General features: G+C 58.3%; 3 protein-coding genes. All 3 read right to left on the reverse strand.

Annotation, left to right across the window (positions count from 1 at the left end):
• Positions 1-199: 199 nt before the first annotated feature.
• From A3A5_RS0115460 to A3A5_RS0115470, 3 genes are read right to left on the reverse strand one after another with little or no spacing between them, the layout of a single operon-like run.
• Positions 200-1,207 carry a site-specific integrase gene (locus tag A3A5_RS0115460; protein ID WP_018311464.1) on the reverse strand — a complete coding sequence of 336 codons (1,008 nt, stop codon included), beginning with the start codon at positions 1,205-1,207 and terminating at the stop codon, positions 200-202.
• Positions 1,200-2,159, reverse strand: a complete 960-nt coding sequence (locus A3A5_RS0115465; RefSeq protein WP_026200816.1) for a tyrosine-type recombinase/integrase — start codon at positions 2,157-2,159, stop codon at positions 1,200-1,202. The genes A3A5_RS0115460 and A3A5_RS0115465 overlap by 8 nt, the downstream gene beginning before the upstream one ends.
• Positions 2,156-3,415, reverse strand: a complete 1,260-nt coding sequence (locus A3A5_RS0115470) for a site-specific integrase (protein ID WP_026200817.1) — start codon at positions 3,413-3,415, stop codon at positions 2,156-2,158. Before A3A5_RS0115470 ends, A3A5_RS0115465 begins: the two co-directional genes overlap by 4 nt.
• Positions 3,416-3,586: the final 171 nt, after the last annotated feature.

The raw sequence follows: 3,586 nt of genomic DNA on the forward strand, positions 1-3,586 counted from the left end.
ACCAGCGAATAGATAGCGGCGCCGCGTTCGCCGCCACTGTCGGAGCCGAAGTGCAAGTAGTTCTTTCGATCATGCAAATATGTGCATGATCGAAATTATGCGCAGTTGCAAATTATGCGCAGTCCGTCATCAACGGCGATTGCTCCGGCAGTCGCCGGGCTGCTCCACGAGGATTTGCGGTCCGGCGAACTACGCATAATTACAACGACTCCAGGAACTGCAAGAGTCGATCCGGCGGTCGATATCGACTCTTCTTTACATGTGGCGGCTGAATGGCGTTCAGCGCCCGCTCCTTCATTTCCAGATTAGCCTCCAGATAGCAATGCGTGGTGGCGGTGCTTTCGTGTCCCAGCCAGAGAGCTATGACTGACAGGTCGGCACCCGACTGAAGCAGGTGTGTTGCGGTCGTGTGCCGGACCATGTGGAGAGTGACGCGCCGCTTCCTGAGCTGCGGACATTGTTCCTTTGCTCTCGTTATGGCAATTCTCAACCTGTCAGCGACATTTGAGCGCGTCATCGCGTTGCCCGACCGGTTTGGAAACAACCTGTGACTTGGCGCGTCCGGGATCCTCGGGAGCCACCGTTTGATTAGGGTGGCAGTGGATCGCCATAAAGGTACGGTGCGCTGCTTGCGCCCCTTGCCCAGAATGTGGACACAGGACGAGGGCCCCAGGATGACATCACCGACTCGCAGTGCGAGGATCTCCGAGACCCGCGCACCAGTGTTATACATGGTTGCAAGCAGTACACGGTCGCGTTGCCCGGTCCATGTGTCCGGATCCGGTGCGACCAGCAACTGTTGCACCTCCTCGCGCGACAGGAAGCCAACCAGAGGTTCGTCGCAACGCTTCATCGGCACGGCAAGCACGCGCTGGATGACGGCCAGTGAAGCAATGTCCCGGTATGCCGCGTACTTCATGAATGAACGTAACCCGGCGAGTCGAACGTTGCGCGTACGCGTGCTGTTGTGCCGGTCAATCTCGAGATGTTTCAGGAAGGCCAGCACCAGTGGTGCGTCCAGGTCGGCCAGCGTGAGATCAGATGGAGACTTGCGCACGCGATCGGAAGCAAACTTCAGGAACAGGCGGAACGTATCGCGATAGCTCGATATCGTCTCCTGGCTGACGGCGCGTTGTTCCATCAGCCGTTCAACGAAGAAGTCCTGCAGAAGCGTGGCGAAGGATGGAATGGAGCGGACTTTACTCATGGCCGACTCCCTGCGCAAAGTGTGCAAATTTCTGGTTCACGACTTCCATGAGTTCAGGAACGGCAGTCAGGTACCAGTAGGTATCGCTCGGCTTCACGTGCCCGAGATAGGTAGTTAGGGCAATCATCCGGTTATCGACGTTTACGCCCTCCTGGTACCACCTGAGAATGCGCCGACATACGAACGAGTGGCGAAGATCATGGATTCGAGGCATTGCATGGTCACCTCGAGCATGCCACCCGAGTTGCTCGCGAAGGCGACCAAACACCCAGTGAACGGTTCTGGTGTGCAACTTCCCGCCACGAAGGCTCACAAAGAACGAATTGCATGGCTGCGCGGCGACATACCTGCGACGTTCGGCGTAGTGCTTCAGGGCAAGCGTAACGGTCGGATGCAGCGGGATCAGGCGCGACTTGGCGAATTTCGTCTCCCGCACAGTCAAAGTGCCGTCAATGAGGTTCACGTCGTCTCGAACCAGGTTGATGGCTTCCGAGATGCGCAAGCCGGTCGCCGCAATCAACCCGAACAATGTTTCATAGGTTAATGGTCGGATCGAACCAGCCGGGGACATTGCCGCCGAGGCAGCAAGGAGTTCTGCGAGTTCCTGCTCCGTATAGATGTGCGGCACCAGACGGCGATGCGCTCGTCCGCACAGATCACGCTGCGGAACCACGGTATCAGGATCGAACTGCCTTAGATACTTCGTGAACGGGCGGATGACCTCGATTCGCCGCGCACACGTAATGTCCCGTTGAGTTGTCGTCGAATGGGCCCAGGCCAGAACGAGGCTTTCGGTGATTGGGCCACGATGGTTCATCGCATCAGCGAAGCGGGCGAAGTTCATCATCACTTCCCCCGTGATCTTCAGCTCGAAACCGAGACTGCGTCGCTCTGCGAGATACGCTTCCACCAGCGAGACCATTGTGTGTGCCAAATGTGCAGAGCGTTTCATGATCGTCTCCCCGGCCACGGAAGCGTCACGGCTTCGAGGCTTCGCAGGTCGATCTTCGTGTAGATCGCGGTGGTATCAATGCTTTTGTGACGCAGGACGTCAGCCACTACCTTCAACGACAAGCCAGACCGAAGAAGCCGTCGGGCAACGCTGTGCCTCAGAAGATGGGTCCCGGATCGGTCTCGCCAGCCGCAACGAACATACGCGGCTTGCACCGCTTGGTGGACGCGGCCCGTCCCTAGTGGAAGGTCGGTCGGCGCGGAATGTCGCACAAAGACAGCGCGGGAGGTCGTCGTTGCCTTTCGGGCTAACCGGATGTAGTCAGCGATCGCGCGTCCGGTCGGATCAGGCAGTGGAATGACTTGCGTCCGTCGTGATTTGCTGCGACGGATCTGCAATGTGCCTTCGCGCCAGTTGATATCGTCGAGCTGGATTTGCACGACTTCTCCTGCCTGTAACCCAAGGTCCACCAGACAGCGAACCATGGCGTAGTCACGCAGACTAGCAGGCGTGTTCCGATCGAACGAGTCCAGAAGCTGACTGATCTCCGGATCCGAAAGCGTTTCGGGCAGTGGCGCCAGTCTCCAGCCAGCCACGCCCGGAACCGCGGCGATCAGTTCGTCGACGCGATCGCCATATATCGTGGCCCGGAACCGAAGGTAGCTGCGTAACGCGCTCCCTCTTACACCTGCTGCTCCGGCTTTGCATCCGCCCGGGTAACGTGTCACGAATCGATGGATATCCCGAATTGTGATCGCGGCGACATCGATCTGTCTGCCCCGGAAGTACTGCAGCAGGAAGTCACGTGCGATCCGTGCACGCTGATATCTCGTACATTCCGCGAGACCGCAGACCTCTTCCAGATACTCGGTGAACCGGCAAACCTCCTGTCGCAGGACGTCCGGTACCGTGCTCAGATACCGGGGTGTCCCAGGCCTCCCCATAACGACGAGCAGATGTCGCAGTGCCGCACTCATGTCCGCCCGGCTTCGCGGAGTCGGGTCCGGACAGGTGCACTTCGGCAAATGATCGTTCACAAAGCAACAGGCAAGTCGGTCATCGATGCTGTCTGCTGCCGTCCGGCGTCTCGTAAGCCAGTACGCGAAGTGTGCGACGCATCTCACATAGTGGTGGATGGTACGCACCGCGTAGCCACGCTCAATGAGATATTCGCAATAGCGCTCGGCGAATGGAGAAAGGACGCTGCGCCACAGCCACGCCTGAGGCTGCGGTCGTAGAGGAACCAAGCCGATCATGATGATCCTCCTGAAAGGGAATAACTGCCCAATTAGGGGATCATTTTTTATGTGCAGTTTGGCGGAACGGCCAGCGTTGCGCAATCCCGCTGCTCCGGCACCAATTAGCAAGTTGCTCGAACGGACCTCAGCATAATTCGCGGCTGCGCATAATTTCGACCGAGAGCAACA

Origin of the sequence: Cupriavidus sp. UYPR2.512 (genome assembly GCF_000379565.1) — a bacterium.
Taxonomy (GTDB): domain Bacteria; phylum Pseudomonadota; class Gammaproteobacteria; order Burkholderiales; family Burkholderiaceae; genus Cupriavidus.